This window comes from Winogradskyella schleiferi (assembly GCF_013394655.1).
Classification (GTDB): Bacteria; Bacteroidota; Bacteroidia; order Flavobacteriales; family Flavobacteriaceae; genus Winogradskyella; species Winogradskyella schleiferi.
Genome location: NZ_CP053351.1, coordinates 506,372 through 527,835 on the forward strand (window position 1 = coordinate 506,372; position 21,464 = coordinate 527,835).

Consider the following 21,464-nt stretch of genomic DNA (forward strand, 5'->3'; position numbering starts at 1 on the left):
ATGGATTCTACAGTAGCTACTGGTACAGAAGATAAAATTTGGGGAGGAGGCAACAGGCCTCTTAGAGCAAGTTACGGAAAATTGATGATGTGGTTCTTCATTGTATCTGATGCATTAACATTTTCAGGTTTCTTGGCAGCTTATGGTTTTTCGAGATTCAAGTTCATTAACGAATGGCCAATTGCAGATGAAGTGTTTACACACGTACCCTTTTTACATGGTCAGGAATTGCCAATGATATACGTGGCATTTATGACCTTTGTTCTTATTATGTCTTCGGTAACGATGGTATTAGCGGTAGATGCTGGTCATCATATGAATAAAGCCAAAGTAACCTTATATATGTTCCTTACCATTATTGGTGGTGCGATTTTCGTAGGCTCACAAGCTTGGGAATGGGCAACGTTTATTCAAGGTGATTATGGTGCTGTGCAATCTAAAGGTGGAAATATTTTACAGTTTGGAGAATACGTCACTGTGGATGGTAAAGAAAAATTTAAACGTGTTTCTATTGATGATTTCGCTATACCAATTGCAGATGTTAGAGTAGAGCACGAAAGAAAAAATGGCCTTTGGTTTAGAGAAGAAGCATCTTTACCGCCTTACACGGTAAATGAGATATATGCTGGTTTAGCGGCTAATGAAGATATCTTGGTAAGAACTCAGATTATTGACGAAAACGGACATAAAACAGTCTTATCTAGAGCAGAATCCCTGAAACAAATAAAAGAAAATGGGCAACTCGTAGTGAAGGGAGCTAACCTTGAAGTTAATGAATATGGAACGACATTATTTGCCGATTTCTTTTTCTTTATTACAGGTTTCCATGGTTTTCACGTATTTTCTGGAGTGGTAATTAATATTATCATTTTCTTTAATGTTATTTTGGGTACCTATGAACGTCGAGGAAGTTATGAGATGGTTGAAAAAGTGGGATTATACTGGCACTTTGTCGATTTGGTTTGGGTATTTGTATTCACATTCTTCTATTTAGTATAAAAAGAAACGAGCATATAAAAAGTTTTGTCGCTCAATAAAATAGTTAAAAGCGAACAACATGTGTCCTATAAGAAGCAATAAATAGAGTCACATGAAATTAAGATTAAATTATGGCACACGAACATAAATTAGAAATATTTAGAGGTTTAGTTAAGTTTAAATCTAACACAAGCAAAATTTGGGGTGTTTTAGTATTCCTTACTATAGTAACACTTATAGAGGTCGTGTTAGGTATTTATAAACCAGATTTTTTAATGGAGACTTGGATTAACCCTATTGAAGGTGGATTCTTTGCTACATTAGGTAATATTATTTTATCACCTTTGGTATATATGAAACCGTTAAATCTCATTTTCATTGTATTAACCATTGTTAAAGCTTATTACATCACATGGGATTTTATGCACATGAGAGATGAAACCGGAAGCTTGAGAAAAATGGTGGTTTGGACAGGTGTTTTCCTTATCTGTTATTTAATTTTCATCATGTTACAAGAAGGTGGTTATGTCTTTGACGTTTACAATGGTGAAGACGCTTTAATCAAGAAAGATTTCTAACAAAATATATAACGTTCAATAGTCCTTAGACTGCGCTCAGGATAAACTAAAGTCGAAGTACTTGCTCTGAGCGTAGCCGAAGTGTTAAATACAATTAAAAGGTGGTTTTTCTAAACCGCCTTTTCTATTTTTGCAATCCAAACTAAAATGCAAAAAAACCAACTATAAGAACTGAGACTTTTATGTCATAACAAATGAAAACGAACAAAGTAAAACATTATATAGTTCTTGGTATTTTATTTTTTTTACCTGTTGCTTTTTTGTTAATGCTCTATCCTGCAAAACACAATTACGAGCCATTGAATGTAGTCAATGAAAAAGTTTTTGATATTGAAAATTTCACTTATGATGGTCCTGACAGTTTGCGTTTAAAAAATCAGATCACGGTTTTAGGATTTTTAGGCAAGTCACCTTTAAAAAATTCCATTGCAGCTCTAAATCTTAAAGAGTTGGTTTATGATAAATTTAAAGGCTTTAAAGATTTTCAGATCGTTATCATTGTTCCGGAAGGCACGGAAGACGAAGTTAATGCGCTTAAAAAAGAGATTAATACCTACGAAGATTTGAAATTTTGGCATTATGCTTATGGCACTGAAGGCGAAATAAAGATGTTGTATAATTCATTAAGATCCAATGGTACTTTGGATGACGATTTATCCACAAAAAGCGCATTTATAATAGATAAAGACTTAAACCAACGTGGTAGGATTGATGGACGGGATGAGCGTGAAATTGAAACCAAAAAACCTGTATTTAGTGTCTATGAATACAACACTATTGAAGTTTCGGAAATTAAGAATATGATGAACGACGATGTTAGAATTCTATTTACGGAATACCGCCAGAAAAGAAAAGGGAAATTTGACGATTCAAACACAAGACGAGAAAACGATCTAAAACAAGGCTATGAGTAAAAAAACGAATTATTCGTATGTTGGTATTACCTTTATTATTCTAGTTTTCGGAATTATTTTTGTGCCGAAAATATTAAGTCGTATTGGTGAAGGAGACATTGTAAGAGAAGGCAGTCGAAGTCAAGATGTTTCAACTTCAACGATAGAAGAAAAAAATACGGAAAATAATAAAAGTAATTTAGTCTATTTGGAAATTAACGGCCAACCTAAAAAAGTGCCAACGTTTAGTTTCACGAATCAGGATGGCGAAACTATTACTAATGTCGATTATTTAGGTAAAGTCTATGTGGTAGAGTTCTTTTTTACCACGTGCCCAACGATTTGTCCGATAATGAACCGAAATTTAGTGGAAGTCCAAAATCAATTTAAGGACTTTGAAAATTTTGGCGTTGCCTCATTTACCATTACACCAGATATTGATACACCAGATGTTTTAAAAGCTTATGCGGAAAAATACAATATCACAAATCCCAATTGGAATTTATTGACAGGCGATGAAACGGCCATTTATAAGTTGGCTAATGAAGGTTTTAATTTGTACACAGCTAAAGATGAAAGTGTAGAGGGTGGTTTTGAGCACTCAGGAAATTTTGCCTTAATAGATAAAGAAGGTTTTATAAGGTCTAGAAAAGACAACTTCGGAAATCCGCTAATTTTTTATAATGGTTTAATTCCTGAAGCCGTTGGAGTTGATGAAGATGGAATTCCTCAAGAAATAACCATTTTAAAAGAAGATATTGCTAAACTGTTAAAAGAATAGCACGTTGTCATTCAGAGCGCAGCGAAAAATTTAAATTGAACTAAAATGAATTCAGTAGATATAGAAAAAGCAAAAAAATACAACAAATGGATTGTTGTTTTGTCAATTGTAATTCCATTGGCAGTTGCTGCTTTATTTGGTGTTAATCTTAGAGAGTTAGGCTTCGATGTTCAGCCGCTTACTATTTTACCACCAATCTATGCTACTATTAACGGATTCACGGCAATAGTTTTAGTAATTGCTTTTATTGCGATAAAAAATAAAAAAATTGTACTTCATGAAAACTTAATGACAACAGCTATTTGGAGCTCTGTTGTTTTTCTCGTGCTGTATGTAGCGTATCATATGACTAGCGATTCCACAAAGTTTGGAGGAGAAGGTATAATTAGATATATCTATTATTTTATTCTTGTCACTCATATTTTATTATCCGTTGTTATAATTCCTTTTGTGTTAGTTACCTATGTAAGGGCGATCACGAATAATATTGAAAAACATAAGAAAATAGCTAGGATTACATTTCCGCTATGGTTATATGTTGCCATATCAGGTGTTGTGGTTTATGTAATGATTTCGCCTTATTATACGTAGTTCATTTAGTTTGAAAGATTTGCAAAATCTGACAGGTTTTTAAACAAAGTGCAAAAATGAAGAAAAAAATAATCTTTCTGGTTGTTACTTTTTACTTTACGCTAAGCGTGAACGCTCAATGTGCTATGTGCAGGGCGGTTTTAGAAAGTGGAGAGGACCAATCTGCTGCAGAAGGCATTAATGACGGGATTATGTTTTTAATGGCTGTGCCCTATATACTAGTAGGTGCTATAGGTTACATTATCTATAGAAAATTTAATAAACCAAATAAGTCTAAAAAATTAGACGAGAATCTGTAACAACTCTTTGTTTTAAGCGTCTTATCCATATGTCATTATTAACAATTTGTTGGCATAAAAACCATTCAAATTTTAGTAAAATTGTAATAAGCCAAATGTTCATTTGGATTTAACCAACTTGCCATGCTATGATTCAAATTAAAGATTTGCACAAGTCTTACCACATGGGAAGCAATTCGCTTCATGTACTTAAAGGAATTAATTTTGATGTAAAAGAAGGGGAATTGGTATCTATAATGGGTTCTTCAGGATCTGGAAAATCAACATTATTGAATATTCTAGGTATGTTGGATGAAGCAGATTCAGGCCAATACGTCCTCGACAATGTGCCTATTAAAAACCTAAACGAAAAAATAGCTGCCAAATATAGAAATGAGTTTCTGGGTTTCATTTTTCAGTCTTTCAATCTTATCAATTACAAAAGCGCTTTAGACAATGTCTCTATGCCTTTATATTACAAAGGTGTCAAACGAAAAGAGCGTACTGAAAAAGCCATGCATTATCTCGAAAAAGTAGGTTTGGCACAATGGTCTCATCATTTACCTAGTGAACTTTCTGGTGGACAAAAACAACGTGTGGCCATCGCAAGAGCTTTGGCAAGTGACCCAAAAGTGTTATTAGCGGATGAGCCGACAGGAGCTTTAGATACAAAAACTTCCTACGAGGTTATGGAGCTTATACAAGGCATCAATGACGAAGGAAAAACCATTTTGGTCGTTACCCACGAGCATGATATAGCACAAATGACCAAACGCATCGTTAATTTAAAGGATGGTGTTATAATCAATGATAGCAAAGTAGAACAAGTTAGAGCTTCACTACATGTTTGATTTAGAACGTTGGCAAGAAATATTCGAAACCTTGAGCAAAAATAAATTGCGAACGTTTTTAACAGGACTTTCCGTAGCGTCTGGAATTTTCATTTTGGTTATACTTCTCGGGTTTAGTAAAGGCATCGAAAATGGGGTTAAATCACAGTTTGAACAAGATGCGACTAATAGAATTTCCGTTTGGACTGGTGTCACCACAAAAGGCTATAAAGGCTTAAATCCAGGACGCTATGTGCAACTTAAAAATTCAAGTTTTAATGCTGTTGAAAAAAAATACGATAACTATTTAGAATACAGAACTAAGGATTTTGCCATTTGGGGAGCCACCGTTTCCTATAATAATGAAACAGGAGATTATCGCGTCCGTGGTACATTGCCAGACAATCAGTTTATTGAAAATGCAGATATGGGATCAGGTCGTTTTATCAATCAATCTGATGTTGAAGCGAGTAAAAAGGTTGCTGTTATTGGTAACAAAATGAAAACTGATCTTTTTAAAGGTCAAGACCCAATCAATCAGAATCTTCAGATTTTTGGAATGAATTTTAAAGTGGTTGGTGTATTTTATGATCCAGGAGGAGATCGTGAAGAAGGTCAAGTTTATATTCCCGTAACCACCGCCCAAAAAGTATTTAACGCAGGTGAGAATATTAGGAATATGACATTTACCGTTAAAATGGCTGATAATTTTGACGAAGCTGTTGTCCAGTCCAATGCCATCGCAGAAGGTATAGAACAACAACTTAAAGAAATTCACATTGTTGCACCAGATGATGTAAGTGCTGTAAGGGTTTTTAACACATTAGAGGAAGCACAGAAAATATATTCCTTAATTGCAACGATTAGTGCGGTGTTTTGGTTTGTGGGTATCGGAACTATTATTGCGGGTATTGTTGGTGTAGGTAATATTATGCTCATTATAGTGAAGGAACGCACCAAAGAAATTGGCATAAGAAAAGCCTTGGGAGCATTGCCAATGTCTATAGTAGGTATGATTCTGCAAGAAGCCGTTTTTGTCACTATGTTTTCAGGTTTATTCGGATTAATATTCGGGTTGGGATTATTGGAACTGGTTGGACCTCAAATAGAAAGTGATTTTATAAAATATCCACAAGTAAATTTTAATATTGCACTAACAACAGTGTTTCTGTTGGTGTTTGCAGGTGCTTTAGCAGGTTTTATTCCAGCATATAGAGCCGCGATGATTAAACCAATAGATGCATTAAGAGACGAATAAAATGTTTAGTAGAGATCGCTGGGAAGAAATATTAGAAGCCTTAAACGCCAACAAGTTTAGAACCTTGTTAACAGCGTTTGGGGTGTTTTGGGGTATTACCATTTTGGTGTTGTTACTAGCGCTGACCAATGGGCTTAAAAATGGTGTCACTGCAGATTTTGGGGATTTTGCCACCAATTCAATGTTTATGTGGACCCAAGGCACGTCGAAACCTTATAAAGGCTTGCCAAAAGGACGTTACTTTAGTTATAAAATTGGTGATGTAGCAGCTATAAAATCTGAAGTCCCGAATTTAAAATATGTGTCACCAAGAAATCAATTAGGTGGTTTTAGAGGTGCAAACAATGTAATCAGAGGTACTAAAACAGGAGCATTTGAAATTTACGGCGATTATCCAGAATATATAAAACAACAACCAATGGATATTCTTCAAGGTCGTTTTATAAGTTACTCAGATATAGAAGCTAAACGTAAGGTTTGTGTGATAGGTAATGGCGTCGTAAAAGGATTGTATGATAAAAATGAGGATGTCCTCGGAACTTACATCAAAATTAATAGTGTTAATTTTTTAGTTGTGGGCACTTTTAAAATGAGTAATAGCCAAGGGGATTCTGAACAGGACGCAAGTACAATTTACATACCGTTTACCACCTTTAGTCAAGCGTTTAATAGAGGGGAGAATGTAGGTTGGATGGCCATAACTGCCGTTGATGATGTAAATATCACCTCTTTAAAACAGCAAGTTTTCGACTTAATGAAATCAAGGCATAAGGTTCATCCAGAAGATGATAGAGCAATTGGTCATCGTGATTTATCAGAACAATTTGAACGTATCAATGGTTTGTTTTCTATTCTAACGATTGTGGGATATTTTGTAGGGGCATTGGTCTTAATGTCTGGCATCATTGGTATCAGTAATATTATGCTCATCGTTGTAAAAGAACGAACAAAGGAAATTGGAGTAAGACGAGCGTTAGGTGCTACCCCTTGGACTATAAAATCTCAAATTTTACAAGAAAGCTTAATCTTAACTATTTTATCTGGAATGGTCGGAATTTCATTTGCGGCATTAGTAATATATGTCATGAACACCATATTGGATAATGCAGGACCCGTTCAAAACTTTGCAAATCCAAGTGTAAGTATGCAAGTGGTATTTACGGCTTTAATCATACTAGTGGTTTCAGGAGTATTAGCAGGATTAATTCCTGCAAATAGCGCCACAAAAATGAAACCTGTAGATGCCTTAAGAATCGAATAAAAATGAAACATAAAACAGTCATCAACCAATAATCAAGAAATGAAAAGAACAAAAACCGTCATTATATTAGCGCTCATTGTTATCGTATTTGGTGCTTCCCTATTTTATCTGTGGAAAAAGAACCAAGAAGATCCTATAACGTATACCTCAGAAAGCCCTACGGAACAAACCATTGTGGTAAAAACCGTAGCAACTGGAAGTATTGTTCCTAAGGAAGAAATCCTAATCAAGCCAAACATTTCTGGAGTGATTGAAGAAGTTTTTATCGAAGCTGGAGAATATGTGAAATCTGGTGATTTAATTGCTCAAATTAAAGTGATTCCAAATGCTTCAACTTTGACAAGTGCTAAAAACAATATTGCTTCTAATCAAACAGCACTTCAAACGGCAAAAATTAATCTACAAACACAACAGGCCAATTACGATAGGCAAAAGGCCTTGTTCGACAAAGGTGTTATTTCCGCCAATGACTTTGAAGGCGTAAAAAATTCATACCTACAATCCAAACAAAGTGTTGAACAGGCCAAGATAAATGTGAATTCTGCCAATCAGAACTATGATATCATTAAAACAGGAACTACTTCTGGATTAGGGAACATAGCCCAAACGCAGGTAAGGGCCACTGTTTCGGGAATGGTTTTAGATGTTCCCGTTAAAGCAGGAAATCAAGTCATTGAAGCCAATAATTTTAATGAAGGCACTTCAATAGCCTCATTGGCAGATGTAAAGCAAATGATTTTTGAAGGTAAAGTTGATGAAAGTGAAGTAGGAAAGATTAAAGAAGGTTTGCCACTTGAAATTACAGTAGGCGCCATTGAAAACGAAAAATTTGATGCCATTTTAGATTATATAGCACCAAAAGGGGTTGCTGAAAACGGAGCAGTCCAATTTGAAATAAAAGGGTCACTCAAAAAAAAGGATTCAACATTTATAAGAGCAGGTTTAAGCGCCAATGCATCTATTATATTAGAAAAAGCAGAAAATGTATTAGCCATAAAAGAAGCACTGGTTCAATATGACAAAGAGACTAAAAAACCTTATGTGGAAGTCGAAGTCGGCAATCAGGAATTCGAAAGGAAAGATGTAGAATTAGGTATAAGCGATGGTATTTTTGTCGAAGTGAAAAGCGGTGTTTCCAAAGACGATAAAATTAAAGTTTGGAATCAGGTACAGGGCGTTCCAAAATATGCACAACAATAATTTTTTAATATTTATGTAACACTTTCGGGTGTATAAAGACATATAGTCAATTATGAAAAAATCAATCATTATCATAGCGGTATTACTATTAGGTTTTTCGGCTAATACACAAAATAAAAAATGGACATTAAAAGAATGTGTTGAATATGCTTTGGAAAATAATATTTCTGTAAAGCAAAGTGAATTAGATGTGGATTTGGCGGATATAGATAAGTTAACAGCCATCGGAAATTTTATACCGAGTTTAAGTGCTAGTGGAGGTGTCTCAGAAAATACAGGTTTAAGTTTTAATCCCGTAACCAATAATGCACAAACTACGACGTTTTTGTCGGTTACAGGGCGAATAAACATGGGTTATACGTTATTTGATGGTCTTAGAAACTTCAGACAAATACAGCGTGCTGATATTTCTAAACTAGCCAGTCAGTATAGTTTGAATAAAATGAAAGATGATATATCCTTGTATGTTGCCAACAATTATTTACAAGTGATATTAAACAAAGCCAATCTGGAAGTTTTTAAATCACAAAACGAGGTTACCAAAGCACAAATCGAAAGAACGCAAGAGCTTGTTGATGCCGGATCATTACCTAGAGGCGATCTTTTAGAAATTAGGGCGACGGATGCCAGCGAACAACAATCAATCATAAATGCAGAAAATAGTATTCAGATATCATTAATTAGTTTAGCACAATTATTATTGATTAAAGATTACGAAAATTTTGATATCGAAGATGAAGGTTATGATGTAGTAGATGTTGGTATTTCGGATAAAACCGTTTCAGAAATAGTAGCAAAAGCCAAAGAAACACGTTCCGAAATTAAAATTGCTGAACAGAATGTAGCTTTGGCCAAAAAAGATTTACAGATAGCTAAAAGTGCCAATTATCCAACGTTGTCTGCTTTTTTTAGTTATGATACACGTTTTACCGATGCAACTTCTTTCGATCAGCGAATAGATCCAGATAATCCCATAGTTACAGAACAAATTGGTACCGTAGAAGGTACAGGTCAAGCGGTCATAGGTGAATTTCCCAATACAAATACCGTAATAGTTGGTGCAGATCCATTTTTGGATCAGTTATATCTAAATGATGGTATTGCTTATGGGTTGCAATTAAATATTCCTGTTTTAAATGGGTTCTCTACTAAAGGGAATATTAAGAGAAGTAAAGTCAATTTAGAACGCTCTAAATTTCAATTGGAGCAAACGGAATTAGATTTGGAATCCACGGTTTATCAAGCCTATGTAGATGCCAAAGGCGCTCTGAAATCTTATGAAGCCGCAAAATTAGCCGTAGAATCCCAAGCTTTAGCATACGACTATGCGAAGGAGCGTTATGATGTAGGTTTAACCAACGCCTTCGATTTTAGCCAGTCCAAACAACGGTTCGACAATGCTAATATCGAATTAAATCGTGCGAAATACGATTATATTTTTAAGTTAAAAGTTCTTGAATTGTATTTCGGAATTCCAGCAACTGAATTAAAGTTTTAATTATGAGTAAAACAGTAAAAATCATTATAGGAATCGTAGTCCTTATACTCATTCTTTTGGTCGTAGGATCAAAAATGGGATGGTTTGGAAAAAAAGGAAATTTTAAAGAAGTTATTGAAAATGAAGTGACGATTAGGGATATTGTGCAAACGGTATCAGCAACAGGAAAAATTCAGCCGGAAGTTGAGGTGAAAATTTCCTCAGAAGTTTCTGGTGAAATACTGGAATTACCTTTTAAAGAAGGGCAGGAGGTTAACAAAGGAGACTTATTGGTAAGAGTGAATCCAGATTTAATTCAGTCAGCGGTTAATCGTTCACAAGCGTCCTATCAAAATGTAAGGGCAGGTTTAGAACAGGCCGAAGCCAATTTAAAACAGGCCAAGGCGGATTACGATAGAAACAAAACATTATTTGAAAAAGGTGTGATTTCTAAAGCCACTTGGGATCAATCCATAGCAGCTTATGAAACGGCTATTGCAGGTAAAAATTCCGCTTACTACAATGTACAAAGTGCTGCTGCAACTGTAAACGAAGCTAAAGATAACCTTAATAGAACGACGATCTATGCACCAATGAGTGGTACTATTTCGCTTTTAAATGTGGAATTAGGCGAGCGTGTAGTTGGTACCCAACAAATGGCGGGAACTGAAATTCTGCGTGTAGCCAACTTAAAAAATATGGAAGTTGAAGTTGATGTCAACGAAAATGATATTGTTAAAGTTCAGATAGGTGATTCTACCATTGTTGAGGTCGATGCTTATTTAAAGAAAGAATTTAAAGGCGTTGTTACCGAAATTGCAAATTCGGCAGAAGGTACTTTAGCGGCAGATCAGGTCACTAATTTTAAAGTTAAAGTTAGAATCATTGAAGAATCGTATAAAGATTTAACTGAAGGAAAGCCAGAATCCTATTCGCCTTTTAGACCTGGCATGACAGCAACTGTTGATATCATTACCAAAATACAAAAAGATGCGATTTCTGTACCAATTAGTGCTATTGTGATAAAAACCGATACAAGTTCCACAAAAAAACCTTATAGCAAAACGGTAGATAATGGCGTTGACGATTCTGCAATAGAAGAAGAGAAATTTGAATGTGTATTTATCAATGACAAGGGTAAAGCAAAATTGAAAGTCGTGGAAACAGGTATCCAAGATGATACTAATATTGAAATTATTTCAGGCTTAACCAAAGAGGATAAAATTATTACAGGGCCATATAACATGGTTTCCAAAAACTTAAATCCTGGTGATCTCGTAGAAGTAACAAATAAAAATCCAGAAACTTCAGAAGAACAAGATGATTAAATAAATCGAAAAGTTTATTGTATTTAGTTTCACCTTAATCACAAACAACCAAATGGCATTAGTGCTAAATTTAGAAACAGCAACAACAAATTGTTCGGTCTCTCTGTCTAAAAATGGAGAGACTTTAGTTTTAAAGGAAGATAACAGTCTTGGCTATTCCCATGCCGAAACCTTGCATGTTTTTATTGATGAGGTTTTTAAAATCGCAAAAATAGATCCTTCAGAAATTGATGCCGTTGCCGTGAGTAAAGGGCCAGGTTCTTACACAGGTTTGCGGATTGGAGTATCTTCAGCAAAAGGCCTATGTTTTGCCTTAAACAAACCGTTAATTGCGGTTTCAACTTTAGAAAGTTTGGCACATCAAGTAAATAAAGATGATGGCATTATAATTCCCATGTTAGATGCCAGACGTATGGAAGTGTATTCGGCAATTTATAATTCAAAATTAGAATTACAAAGAGAAATTAAAGCTGAAATCTTAACAGAACAAAGCTATTCAGAGCTTCTTGAAACTAAACAAGTGTATTTTATCGGTAACGGCGTGAATAAAACAAAAACGCTTATTCAACATCCAAATGCAGTATTTATAGAAGGAAAATTACCTTCTGCTAATGAGATGGCTCTTTTAGCAGAAATAAAATACAAAATAAGCGACACCGAAGATGTCGCTTATTTTGAACCCTATTATTTGAAGGATTTTATTTCAAAATAATTTTATTTCGTAACTTTAATATCATCTAAATTATAGTGGTGAATATCCCTTTGTGGATATGGAATAGAAATGCCAGCAGCTTCTAGCCTTGCTTTTCCTTCTTCAAGCACATGCCATCGTATTGCCCAAAAATCTTCATTTTTAGCCCAATACCTTAATGACAAATTCACCGAGCTATCACCAAGTTCTCCAACAAAAATCATCGGCACTTTATCCTCATCCTGTATAACGGTTTTTTGTTCGTTTACCAGATCAAGTAAAATATCTTTGGCTTGTTTAATATTGTCATCGTAGCCAATTCCGAAAGTTAAATTTTCACGCCTAATTCCTAATGAGGAATAGTTGATAATATTATCATTGGACAATTTTCCGTTTGGTATCACAGCTTCTTGATTTCCGAATGTAATTAACCTGGTGTTAAATATGGAAATTTCTTTTACACTACCATCTACACCTTGAGCAGAAATCCAATCTCCTACTCTAAAAGGTTTTAACAACAATATTAAAACACCACCAGCAAAATTTGCTAAAGATCCCTGTAGTGCTAAACCTATAGCTAATCCTGCCGCAGCAATAACGGCGGCAAAGGTTGTAGTTTCAATACCTACAGTTCCTAAAACAACAATAAATAAAATTATTTTAAGAGACCACTTTATTAAGTTCAACAAGAATTTCTTTAAGCTTTCTTCATATTCTGCTTTGTTCATTGTTTTCTTAACAATTCTAACAAGTACTCCGATGAGCCAACTTCCAATAATCCAAATAAGAATTGCTGCAATTAGTTTTGGGGTATATTCAATAATAAGGTTATAACCTTGATCTATCCATTTTTGTGTTTCCATGTTATTTTCTAATAATTCAGTTTTAAAATATCAATTTTTCTATGTAACCAAATAAAGTTATTAAATCGTCTGCTTCTTTAAGGTTAATTTTATTTTGCTTTATAAACTCTTTCAATTTATTTGAATGTTCAGGGTATAACTTCAAAAACTCTTTTCTTTTTTGAGGCAACAAAGAAACTTTGTTGCCTAATCTATAATAATAGAGGTCTTTGCTTCTTACATATTTTGCCGGTTTAGCTTTGTCATACCCATTAGTTGAGGGTTTTTTTTCTTGAAATTTTATCTTTTCTTCTTTTAAAACAGCCATTGAATCCGTCTCTTTTAAAACAACAAGAAACCCACGAGTTGATGAGCCGTCTTTTTGTGTGTAACTATATGTTTTATACACTTTTTTGTCTGAGACAAAAGTAATTTCAAAATTTTCAGAATTATTTAGTACGATTGTGTCATTGTCGCGTCTTATCTGCATTTCACCTAAATTGGCATTGTACCTGCCAAGAAAAATTACATCACCAAACCTTTTAAATTTTATAAGTTCAAATGTGTCGTTAATATAAGGTGAGCCTTCTATAAATAATGATTTATTTACATTAACACTAACCTTTCGATTAATGTAATTTCCAAATTCATCCAAATTTGAAATATTTAAATTGTCTTGAGCATTACAGAATGAAAACACACTTAGCCCGATTAATAATGAAATAAAAAAATGTTTCATGCGTATAACCTAATTTAAATTTAAAAGAATTATTTAACCTCGAAAGTCAACTTTAAATTTACTCTAAATTCTGTAACATTATCGCCATTTACAATCGCGCTTTGCTCTTTTACATATACGGATTTAATGTTTTTTACCGTTTTCGAGGCTTCTTTAACGGCTTTCTTTGTGGCGTCCTCCCAACTTTTATCAGAATTAGATAAAATTTCTACTACTTTTAATACTGCCATAATTTTTAGATTTTTAAAGTTATTATTAAATAAGACACTTATAATGCTTATAGGTAATTTTAAATTTAATAAATTTCTAACCATTTATGGCATTTACAGTAATGGAATTGTCATTCAACATATCCTTCAGCATATTTTCTATACCATTTTTTAAGGTAAATGTAGAGGAAGGACATCCACTACAAGCGCCCTGTAATAAGACTTCTACTTGCTTAGTTGTAGCATCATAGGACTTAAACTCTATATTTCCACCATCACTTTCAACAGCAGGTTTTATATATTCTTCGAGAATATTAATGATGTTCTTTGAAGTATCATCCAAAGCTTCAAATTTTTGCTCAATCGCTTCTTCCGTTTTGTTGAGTTGTTTTGGTGCATCATCATTTAATATGGTTTTACCTTCTTCAACATAGGATTTTAAGAATTCCCTAAGCTGAAGGGTGATCTCTTCCCATTCTACAATGTCAAACTTTGTAATGGAAATGAAATTCTTTTCCATAAACACATTTTTTACAAATGGAAATTGAAAAAGTGCAGTCGCCAATGGAGAAGGTTTAGCTTCTTCAATAGAAGTAAATTCATACATATTAGGAACGAGTACTTTATTGCATACAAATTTTAAAACACCAGGATTGGGAGTGCTCTCCGCATAAACTGTTACAGCAGCTTTAGGTTTTATAGCTTCTTCCGTAACTACAATACCATCATTGGACAAATAATCTTCAATCTGCGCTGCCACTTCATTCTGTACGTCTTTCCATTCCACGATATTGTAGCGTTCAATGGCAATAAAATTTGAAGCGATATATATTTTTTTTACAAATGGTAAATAGAATAATTGTTGCGCAAGGGGCGAGTGTTTGGCGTCGTCTATATTGTTGAATTCAAAACTATTATGATTAGTCAAAAATCGATCAGCTTCGAATTTGATAATAGTTTCGTTCGAAGTTGGAACTATGGAGATTTTGGTATGAGTCATCTTTTTATTTGCAAAAGTATGAAATCTCAACTTGAAACGTTAATCCTATAGATGATGTTTTACGTCTATTATCTGAATTGAATTGATATAATTTTATTAAATTTCGTGCTCAATAAAAGCAATCATAACGACATTTAGATAAAGTTTCTAGATTTAATGATTGTTCATTTGTATCACTAATCTATGAAAAAGTTCCTATTTATTTTAGCCCTATTCGTTTCATGTCTTGGTTTTTCTCAAGACATATTAATGGAAAATGGCTCGTTTATCCGCTGTGCTCCCGATAAATTTTATGATTCAGGTGGACAATTTGGTAATTATTCAGATGATGAAGACTTGGTTACTACTATATGTCCTCAAAATGATGATGAATTCATTTTGGTTGATTTCATTCAGTTTAATTTACAACCGAATTCGGATATATTAACTATTTATGACGGAGACGATATAACTGCAGATGTTATTGGAACGTATTCAGGAACTTCACCTGGAATGGTCTCCGCAACAGCCAGTAATACATCTGGATGCTTAACATTTGCTTTTACAAGTAACGGTTTAATAAACATTAATGGTTGGGATGCCAATATAATATGTGCGGTACAATGTCAGACCATTGTAGCCTCTATAGATAGCACAATTCCTGAAGAAACATTCCCTGGAGTTGTGGAGATTTTACCTGGAGAAACTATTGATTTCTCGGCTAGTGCCACTTTTTCTATAGATGATACTGATGCTACTTATAATTGGGATTTTGGAAATGGAAGTACAGGAATTGGTGCCAATTCATCTAGCACTTATAATACTACAGGTACGTATACGGTGACTTTAACGGTTCAAGACAATAATCCTGTTGGCTGTGAGGATATTGAAACGATCTCTGTGATTGTATTAGATCCTGTAGTAACGGTGAACAGTGCAGCTTATCCTGAATCCTCTCTAAGTCTAGAGGAATTGGTTGAAAATGTTCTGGTATCGGGCGGATGTTCTGGTGTTGATAATTTTTCAGTTCAAGTCAATGGTAACCCAAATCAACTTGCTACCAAAAGTTATGGGTATTTCACAAAAGGAGGAGCTGTTGGTTTTCCTTTTGAAGAAGGTATTATACTAACTACTGGTGTGGCATCAGAAGCAGGTAATTTAATTGACAACGGTTTAGTTTCCAATAACAATGGGCAGGCAGGTGATGATGATTTAGAAGCTGCTCTGGGGCAGACTGATACTAATGATGCTACATTTGTAAAGTTCAATTTTGTACCGACAGCTAGTGTTATTGAGTTCAGATACTTAATGGCGTCAGAAGAATATGATGGTAATACAGAATGTAACTTTGCGGATAGTTTCGCATTTTTATTGCGAGAGGTAGGAACGACTGCTTATACTAATTTAGCCGTTCTACCTGATGGAACACCTGTGAGTGTCACAAATATTAACAACTCTGGAAACTGTACTGATAATCCTACTTATTTTGAGGGCTATGATATAGGCGATACTAATTATGGAGGTAGGACCGTAGTTTTAACAGCTTCCGCTGCTGTTACACCCAATGTTGTTTATGAAATAAAATTAGTAGTTGCGGATGAAGGTGATTCAATTTGGGATTCAGCTATTTTTCTAGAAGCGGGTAGTTTTGTTCTTGGAGGTGAATTGGGAGATGATATCACAATTGAAGCCGGAACAGCACAATGTGATGGAGATTTCGTAACTTTAGATACTGAAGCGCCAACGGCAACACATACATGGTTTTATGCTGCTGATGTCAATGCACCAGATGATAGAGCGGAAATAATAGGAGAAACAAGTTCCACACTAGATATTGATCAGCCGGGTTTATACTTTGTTGATGTTGTTTTTGCAGCTGATTGTACCACTTCAGATTCTATTCAAGTACAGTTTATACCTAATCCAGTAGCTAATCCTGCATCAAATATTGAATTTTGTGATGCTGATGATTTTGCTGAGTTTGACCTTTCAAGTAATGATGATGAAATTTTAGGAAATCAAAATGCTGCGGATTTCGAGATATCGTATCATTTTTCTGACCAGGATGCTATTGATAATTTAAGTCCGTTACCAAGTAATTATACAAACGTGTCTAATCCACAAATAATTTGGGCTCGTATTGCTGATACCTCACAAGAATGTTATAGTACAACAAGTTTTAGTATTGCAACATTGGATCAACCGACTATTAATCCAGTCTCAGATTTAGAATCATGCGATGACGTAAGCAATGATGGGATTGCGGATTTTGATCTCAGCGGTCAGTCGTTAACAATTTTAGGTTCACTTTCTCCAACAAATTATACGGTAAGTTACCATCTAACTTATGACGAAGCGAATATGGACGACAATGCCTTACCGTTGTCATATACCAACACCATTAACCCACAGCCGATATACGTAAGGATAGAGAACACTAGCGATGCGAGCTGTTACAGTGCATCGCCTGACCCTTTGTTTAATCTGGTAGTGAACTCAAGGGCTATAGCCACCACGCCTCCGGATATGCTGGCCTGTGACGCTGCGGGCGACGACGGTATAGAGGAATTTGATCTTAGCGCCCAGGAATCGGCCATTCTGGGGACCCAGGACCCATCGGTCTATAACGTAACCTTCCATGGCACTCAGGATGGAGCGGACAATAACATGGACATCCTATCAACGAGCTATAGTAATACGACGTCCCCTGACCAACAAACGATCTACGTCAGGGTAGAGGATCCTTCATATCCAGAATGTTACGGTACCACGAGCTTCACCCTCATTGTCAACCCTTTGCCAGCGATAACGTCACCGACGGCTTTGGAGGTCTGTGACGACGGCACGGCTGACGGTATAGCCGAGATGGACCTTAGCCTAAAGAACGCAGAGGTGACGGGCAACAACCCGAACTATTCGATAAGCTATTACGAGACCCTGGCGGACCTACAGTCAGGAGCGGACCCCTTACCGACACTTTATACCAATACGAGCAACGGCCAGGTCGTTATCGTATATGTGGAGGACATCAACACGGGCTGTTCCGCTACCACGACGCTGGAGCTGGTTGTGGAGCAGGCACCAGTGGCATTTACACCGTCACCATTGAGATATTGCGACCCAGACAACGACGGCTTTGGGATGTTCGACCTTGCGGGTACGGCGAACGAGATTACGGGAGGAGCCTCTGGGCTCACGGTAACCTACCACGAAACACAGACCAATGCGGACAATGGCGTGGACGCCATAGATACCACGGTGAGCTATAACAATATCGTACAAGATGCACAGACCCTATATGTAAGGGTAGAGAGTGCCACCATAGCAACGGACTGTGCCACTATAGTCGTGCTGGAGTTAATAGTGGAGCCAACACCACAGTTAATGGCGCCAACACCATTGGAGGCCTGTGACGATATCTCGGCCGATGGTTTTGCGGTCTTTAACCTTACGGACAAGGCAGACGAGATACTGAACGGCCAGGACCCAACACGGTATATCCTGAGCTATTATGAAAGCGAGGCGAATGCGGCACTAGCGATGAGCCCAATCGGCAACCCGTTGGCCTATACCAATACGGACGATTTTAACCAAACGATCTGGGTGCGTGTAGAGGACAACACTACGGTAGAAGGCTGTTACAAGCTAACAAGCTTGGAGCTGATAGTGAACGCCTTACCGGTTTTGGTAACACCGGCACCATTAGAGCTGTGTGACGCGATCACTTTGGACGATGGGCAGGAAGCCTTTACGCTCGAAGACGCCAATGCGGAAATACTAAACGGACAAACAGGAATTACGCTAACGTATTACGAGACCCAATCGGACGCGGACAATGCCACTGTTCCAATCGAAAGTCCTTATACCAATACGGGCAACCCCCAGACTGTTTTTGTAAGGGCAGAAAACGATATCACGGGCTGTTACAATACGGTAACGCTAACACTGAGGGTCAACCCGATCCCATCACCGGAAGCAAACCCTGATCCCATAGAGGTCTGTGACGAGGACAATGACGGTTTTGCGGAGTTCGATCTGGAGATCCGAACAATAGAGGTGACCAATGGGGAGTCCGATGTCGTGATCACCTATCACGAAACCCAGAGCGATGCAGAACAAGGGGAGAATGCGATCACGGGACTGTACACTAACATCGTGGCCAATAACCAGATGATCTATGTGCGCTCGGAGAGCACGCTTACCGGATGCTACAACCTTACCCTTAACACGCTGGAGCTTATTGTGCACCCGGCACCGGAAGTACCGACAAGCATAGAACCTTACACGATCTGTGATAGCGACAATGATGGTTCGGCGCAGTTCGACCTGAGCACCAAGGACGAAGAAGTGCTCAACGGACAAGAACCGACAACAGTGGAACTGACCTACCATGTAAGTGCAGCGAATGCAGAAACAGGGGTCAACCCCATCATCAATGTGGGCAACTATACCAACAACGGTAACCCACAAACGATCTATGTACGTTTATACGACCCTATAACGACCTGTTTTGATACGGGTATGTTCGAGCTGATCGTAGCCTTGCCGCCAGAAGCGGTACAGCCCACACAATTAAACGAATGTGACGACCTAGGGGAAGTACCGGGAGATGAGATCACGGTCTTCGACCTTAGGGTAAAGGATACGGAGATCACAGGGGGCAATGCCAGCTGGTCAGTAGCTTATTATGAGACCAGTGCAGATGCGCAGGCACAGGAAAATGCCATACCGGACCCAACACAGTACACCAATACGGAAATAAATGGATTGGGTGCCAATCCACAAACGCTGTATGTTGTGGTCACCGATACGGATACGGGCTGTGTCGATTTTACGACCTTGACGATAAGGGTCTTACCGAACCCAACACCAACGGCCAGCGATTTGTTGCCCAACATAGAACGCTGTGACGAAGAAAACACGGGAGATGGTACAGAGATGTTTGACCTCACGGAAAACGAAGACCTGATCCGCAACGGTGAGAACGGAGTTACCATAACCTATCACGAGACAGAGGACGCTGCCAACGCTGGCACGGACGCAATCCCAGACCCAACACAGTACACCAATATAGAAACACCGACGCAGGAGATCTATGTGAGGATGACCAAGGACGCCACGGGCTGTTATGCCCTTGTGGACTTTACCATCGTGGTGAACCCATTACCGGAAGTGATAGCGGTGACGGACTTCAACCAATGCGAGCTCTTTACCGACGGCACCGACACTTTTGACCTTAGCACCAAGGACGCCGAAGTATTGAACGGACAGGACGAGGCCCAGTTTACGGTCAGTTACCATGATAACCTAACGGATGCGGAAGAAGGGATGAACGGCCTTGTGAGCCCGTACACCAATACGGCGAACCCGCAACAGATATTCGTGGCCATCACCAACAATGAGACGGGCTGTTCCATCAGCACCCAGAGCTTCAACATCGAGGTACAGGAAGCCGCACAGGCCAATCCGGATATGGACCCGATCGTTTTCGAGCTGTGTGACGATGAAATGGAGACCGACGGCAACCCGTTGGACGACAGCATCCAGTTCGACCTGACGGAAATGGACACAGAGGTATTGGACGGACAGGACCCATTGAACTACATCGTGACCTACTATGCCACCCAAGAAGACGCGGACGACAAGGTGAACCCATTGCCGACACTGTACGAAAACGTGGTCAACCCACAGGTGATCTATGCAAGGGTAGACAACGATACGCCAGATGCGGTCACGGACGCGGACACTTCGATCTGTTATGCCCTGGCAGCGCTCACGCTACAGGTGAACCCGCTACCGGAGTTCGACCTGGCGGACGGTTACACCCTGTGCGTAAACACGGACGGGAGCGAGGTGCTGGACCCATTGGTCATAGACACAGGCCTATCGGCAACGGACTATGGTTTTGTGTGGAGCTATGAGGGCGTAGAGATAACTGGCGAGACAGGGCCGAGCATCATGCCCACACAGGGCGGTAACTACCGTGTGGATGTTATCGATGTAAGTACCTCGACTGAGACCAGTTGTCCTAACTTCGATACGACTGTGGTGATGGAAAGCGAACCGCCGAGCATAACGGTCAACGTGCTGACACAGAACTTTGCGGAGAGCCACGTTCTGGAAGTGGTGCCTGGGGACGAGATAGGGGACTATGAATACAGCCTGGACAATGGCCCATGGCAGGACGGGACCCTGTTCACTGACGTGTCACCCGGCCAGCACCATATCACGGCAAGGGACAGGAACGGCTGTGGGACCACGACCGAACCGGCATTCATAATCGATTACCCGCTGTACTTTACGCCCAACGGAGACGGCCGAAATGAAACTTGGAACATAGAAAGTATTGGAAATGGTGCGAAAATTTATATATTTGACCGCTACGGGAAGCTGTTGAAGCAGATCAGTCCGAACGGGACTGGCTGGGACGGAACGTACAACGGTGTTGCCATGCCGACCAGCGGCTATTGGTTTACAGTGGAGTACGACGAGCCTTTGACAGGGGAACGTAAAGAATTTAGAGCCCATTTTACCTTGAAACGATAAAGAAT

General features: G+C 37.9%; 18 protein-coding genes. 14 read left to right on the top strand and 4 right to left on the bottom strand.

Annotated elements, in window-relative coordinates:
- The 13 genes from HM990_RS02210 to tsaB all read left to right on the top strand — a co-directional run bounded on the left by HM990_RS02210 (nucleotide 1) and on the right by tsaB (nucleotide 12,165).
- Nucleotides 1–999: a cytochrome c oxidase subunit 3 gene (locus HM990_RS02210; RefSeq protein WP_178987372.1), complete on the top strand. Its 999-nt coding sequence runs from the start codon at nucleotides 1–3 to the stop codon at nucleotides 997–999.
- Nucleotides 1,000–1,109: 110 nt separating this feature from the next.
- Entirely contained in the window at nucleotides 1,110–1,556 is a 447-nt protein-coding gene (locus HM990_RS02215; RefSeq protein ID WP_178987373.1) for a cytochrome C oxidase subunit IV family protein, read from the top strand.
- Nucleotides 1,557–1,750: 194 nt separating this feature from the next.
- Nucleotides 1,751–2,470, top strand: coding sequence for a hypothetical protein (locus HM990_RS02220; RefSeq protein WP_178987374.1), 720 nt, complete (start codon nucleotides 1,751–1,753; stop codon nucleotides 2,468–2,470).
- Nucleotides 2,463–3,230 (top strand): SCO family protein, encoded by a 768-nt coding sequence (locus HM990_RS02225; protein ID WP_178987375.1) that lies wholly within the window; start codon nucleotides 2,463–2,465, stop codon nucleotides 3,228–3,230. The genes HM990_RS02220 and HM990_RS02225 overlap by 8 nt, the downstream gene beginning before the upstream one ends.
- Before the next feature lie 45 nt (nucleotides 3,231–3,275).
- Nucleotides 3,276–3,821: a DUF420 domain-containing protein gene (locus HM990_RS02230; RefSeq protein ID WP_178987376.1), complete on the top strand. Its 546-nt coding sequence runs from the start codon at nucleotides 3,276–3,278 to the stop codon at nucleotides 3,819–3,821.
- 56 nt (nucleotides 3,822–3,877) lie between these two features.
- The gene (locus tag HM990_RS02235) at nucleotides 3,878–4,120 is read left to right on the top strand and encodes a hypothetical protein (RefSeq protein WP_178987377.1); all 243 of its coding nucleotides are present in this window, start codon (nucleotides 3,878–3,880) and stop codon (nucleotides 4,118–4,120) included.
- Nucleotides 4,121–4,248: 128 nt separating this feature from the next.
- Nucleotides 4,249–4,950: an ABC transporter ATP-binding protein gene (locus HM990_RS02240; protein ID WP_178987378.1), complete on the top strand. Its 702-nt coding sequence runs from the start codon at nucleotides 4,249–4,251 to the stop codon at nucleotides 4,948–4,950.
- Complete coding sequence (locus HM990_RS02245) at nucleotides 4,943–6,187, top strand: ABC transporter permease (protein WP_178987379.1); 1,245 nt, start codon at nucleotides 4,943–4,945, stop codon at nucleotides 6,185–6,187. The genes HM990_RS02240 and HM990_RS02245 overlap by 8 nt, the downstream gene beginning before the upstream one ends.
- A 1-nt stretch (nucleotide 6,188) precedes the next feature.
- Nucleotides 6,189–7,448 carry an ABC transporter permease gene (locus HM990_RS02250; RefSeq protein WP_178987380.1) on the top strand — a complete coding sequence of 420 codons (1,260 nt, stop codon included), beginning with the start codon at nucleotides 6,189–6,191 and terminating at the stop codon, nucleotides 7,446–7,448.
- Between the two features lie 39 nt (nucleotides 7,449–7,487).
- Nucleotides 7,488–8,648, top strand: a complete 1,161-nt coding sequence (locus tag HM990_RS02255) for an efflux RND transporter periplasmic adaptor subunit (protein ID WP_178987381.1) — start codon at nucleotides 7,488–7,490, stop codon at nucleotides 8,646–8,648.
- Nucleotides 8,649–8,700: 52 nt separating this feature from the next.
- Nucleotides 8,701–10,146 (top strand): TolC family protein, encoded by a 1,446-nt coding sequence (locus HM990_RS02260; protein WP_178987382.1) that lies wholly within the window; start codon nucleotides 8,701–8,703, stop codon nucleotides 10,144–10,146.
- A 2-nt stretch (nucleotides 10,147–10,148) separates the two neighbouring features.
- Nucleotides 10,149–11,453 (top strand): efflux RND transporter periplasmic adaptor subunit, encoded by a 1,305-nt coding sequence (locus HM990_RS02265; protein WP_178987383.1) that lies wholly within the window; start codon nucleotides 10,149–10,151, stop codon nucleotides 11,451–11,453.
- A gap of 52 nt (nucleotides 11,454–11,505) precedes the next feature.
- Nucleotides 11,506–12,165, top strand: coding sequence for a tRNA (adenosine(37)-N6)-threonylcarbamoyltransferase complex dimerization subunit type 1 TsaB (gene tsaB / locus HM990_RS02270; protein ID WP_178987384.1), 660 nt, complete (start codon nucleotides 11,506–11,508; stop codon nucleotides 12,163–12,165).
- Nucleotides 12,166–12,167: 2 nt separating this feature from the next.
- Here the strand turns inward: tsaB and HM990_RS02275 are convergent, their stop codons facing one another.
- The 4 genes from HM990_RS02275 to HM990_RS02290 all read right to left on the bottom strand — a co-directional run bounded on the left by HM990_RS02275 (nucleotide 12,168) and on the right by HM990_RS02290 (nucleotide 14,934).
- Complete coding sequence (locus HM990_RS02275) at nucleotides 12,168–13,007, bottom strand: mechanosensitive ion channel family protein (protein WP_178987385.1); 840 nt, start codon at nucleotides 13,005–13,007, stop codon at nucleotides 12,168–12,170.
- A gap of 22 nt (nucleotides 13,008–13,029) precedes the next feature.
- A complete protein-coding gene (locus HM990_RS02280) occupies nucleotides 13,030–13,725 on the bottom strand; it encodes a hypothetical protein (RefSeq protein WP_178987386.1) in 696 nt (231 codons plus the stop codon).
- A gap of 29 nt (nucleotides 13,726–13,754) precedes the next feature.
- On the bottom strand, nucleotides 13,755–13,955 hold the full coding sequence (locus HM990_RS02285) for a dodecin family protein (RefSeq protein WP_178987387.1): 201 nt from the start codon (nucleotides 13,953–13,955) through the stop codon (nucleotides 13,755–13,757).
- A gap of 76 nt (nucleotides 13,956–14,031) precedes the next feature.
- Nucleotides 14,032–14,934, bottom strand: coding sequence for a NifU family protein (locus HM990_RS02290; RefSeq protein ID WP_178987388.1), 903 nt, complete (start codon nucleotides 14,932–14,934; stop codon nucleotides 14,032–14,034).
- A 183-nt stretch (nucleotides 14,935–15,117) separates the two neighbouring features.
- On the opposite strand from HM990_RS02290, the gene HM990_RS02295 reads away from it, so the two are divergent.
- Entirely contained in the window at nucleotides 15,118–21,459 is a 6,342-nt protein-coding gene (locus tag HM990_RS02295; protein WP_229719348.1) for a choice-of-anchor L domain-containing protein, read from the top strand.
- Nucleotides 21,460–21,464 lie beyond the last annotated feature (5 nt).

Excerpts from the sequence above, each read along its gene's own strand:
- HM990_RS02210 (WP_178987372.1), top strand. The coding sequence starts at position 1 with ATGGATTCTACAGTAGCTACTGGTACAGAAGATAAAATTTGGGGAGGA.
- HM990_RS02215 (WP_178987373.1), top strand. The coding sequence starts at position 1,110 with ATGGCACACGAACATAAATTAGAAATATTTAGAGGTTTAGTTAAGTTT.
- HM990_RS02220 (WP_178987374.1), top strand. The coding sequence starts at position 1,751 with ATGAAAACGAACAAAGTAAAACATTATATAGTTCTTGGTATTTTATTT.
- HM990_RS02225 (WP_178987375.1), top strand. The coding sequence starts at position 2,463 with ATGAGTAAAAAAACGAATTATTCGTATGTTGGTATTACCTTTATTATT.
- HM990_RS02230 (WP_178987376.1), top strand. The coding sequence starts at position 3,276 with ATGAATTCAGTAGATATAGAAAAAGCAAAAAAATACAACAAATGGATT.
- HM990_RS02235 (WP_178987377.1), top strand. The coding sequence starts at position 3,878 with ATGAAGAAAAAAATAATCTTTCTGGTTGTTACTTTTTACTTTACGCTA.
- HM990_RS02240 (WP_178987378.1), top strand. The coding sequence starts at position 4,249 with ATGATTCAAATTAAAGATTTGCACAAGTCTTACCACATGGGAAGCAAT.
- HM990_RS02245 (WP_178987379.1), top strand. The coding sequence starts at position 4,943 with ATGTTTGATTTAGAACGTTGGCAAGAAATATTCGAAACCTTGAGCAAA.
- HM990_RS02250 (WP_178987380.1), top strand. The coding sequence starts at position 6,189 with ATGTTTAGTAGAGATCGCTGGGAAGAAATATTAGAAGCCTTAAACGCC.
- HM990_RS02255 (WP_178987381.1), top strand. The coding sequence starts at position 7,488 with ATGAAAAGAACAAAAACCGTCATTATATTAGCGCTCATTGTTATCGTA.
- HM990_RS02260 (WP_178987382.1), top strand. The coding sequence starts at position 8,701 with ATGAAAAAATCAATCATTATCATAGCGGTATTACTATTAGGTTTTTCG.
- HM990_RS02265 (WP_178987383.1), top strand. The coding sequence starts at position 10,149 with ATGAGTAAAACAGTAAAAATCATTATAGGAATCGTAGTCCTTATACTC.
- tsaB (WP_178987384.1), top strand. The coding sequence starts at position 11,506 with ATGGCATTAGTGCTAAATTTAGAAACAGCAACAACAAATTGTTCGGTC.
- HM990_RS02275 (WP_178987385.1), bottom strand. The coding sequence starts at position 13,007 with ATGGAAACACAAAAATGGATAGATCAAGGTTATAACCTTATTATTGAA.
- HM990_RS02280 (WP_178987386.1), bottom strand. The coding sequence starts at position 13,725 with ATGAAACATTTTTTTATTTCATTATTAATCGGGCTAAGTGTGTTTTCA.
- HM990_RS02285 (WP_178987387.1), bottom strand. The coding sequence starts at position 13,955 with ATGGCAGTATTAAAAGTAGTAGAAATTTTATCTAATTCTGATAAAAGT.
- HM990_RS02290 (WP_178987388.1), bottom strand. The coding sequence starts at position 14,934 with ATGACTCATACCAAAATCTCCATAGTTCCAACTTCGAACGAAACTATT.
- HM990_RS02295 (WP_229719348.1), top strand. The coding sequence starts at position 15,118 with ATGAAAAAGTTCCTATTTATTTTAGCCCTATTCGTTTCATGTCTTGGT.